The sequence below is a fragment of the Komagataeibacter oboediens genome, from assembly GCF_003207815.1.
Lineage (GTDB): Bacteria > Pseudomonadota > Alphaproteobacteria > Acetobacterales > Acetobacteraceae > Komagataeibacter > Komagataeibacter oboediens.
Map to the genome: position 1 here is coordinate 1 of NZ_NKTX01000223.1, position 932 is coordinate 932.

General features: G+C 57.6%; 1 protein-coding gene. It reads left to right on the plus strand.

Annotation, left to right across the window (positions count from 1 at the left end; genetic code table 11):
• Positions 1-74 precede the first annotated feature (74 nt).
• Positions 75-911, plus strand: a complete 837-nt coding sequence (locus tag CFR80_RS18480) for an IS5-like element IS1031A family transposase (protein ID WP_110507868.1) — start codon at positions 75-77, stop codon at positions 909-911.
• The last annotated feature ends 21 nt before the right edge of the window (positions 912-932 follow it).

Here is a 932-nt window from a genome sequence, read left to right on the forward strand (position 1 = left end):
AGAGCCCGATCCGAAAGTTTTTGAACAATACCAGCCTGTTGTGATTCATCCGTCTTTGCGAAGAGATGGAGTGAATGGTGACATGGACTGGTATTGCCCGACGTGAACATAGCCGGGAAGGACTGCGATATCCATCGGATATGATGGACGGGGAATGGGCTTTGATCGTGCCATTTGTGCCCCCTGCGAAACGGGGCGGTCGCCCTCGCACGACGGATATGCGCGAGGTGGTCAACGCGATGCTCTACATAGCCTCGGCCGGGTGTGCGTGGCGTTTGCTGCCGAAATGCTTTCCGCCGGTCTCGACCGTCAGGCGCTATTTTTACGCCTGGCGTGATGCCGGATTGTTCGAAGTCATGAATACGGTCCTGGTCATGAGCCTGCGCGAGATTGAGGGGCGTGAAGCCTCTCCAAGCGCGGGCGTGATTGATAGCCAGTCGGTAAAAACCACGGAAAGCGGCGGGCTTTCGGGCTATGACGCGGGTAAGAAGGTCAAGGGCCGCAAGCGCCATATCGTGACGGACACCTGCGGCTTCCTGATCTTTCTCCTCGTTCATGCCGCCGACATCCAGGACCGTGATGGGGCGGTTGATGTTCTGGCGGCAATACGCAGGCGCTTTCCCTGGCTGCGCCACATCTTTGCTGATGGCGGCTATGCTGGCAACAAATTGCGATCCGCGCTCGCCTCCATGGGAAAATGGACGGTCGAAATCATCAGGCGGTCCGATACGGCGAAGGGCTTTCAGATCTTGCCTCGCCGCTGGGTGGTTGAACGGACATTCGCCTGGCTGGGACGGTGCAGGCGGCTCGCCAAAGATTGGGAAAAGTCCATTGCTTCCTCAACCGCATGGACATTGATCGCCTCGATCCGCATGCTCACACGACGGACAGCAAGGCATTGTCAAGCTTGAAAAACTTTCGGATCGGGCTCT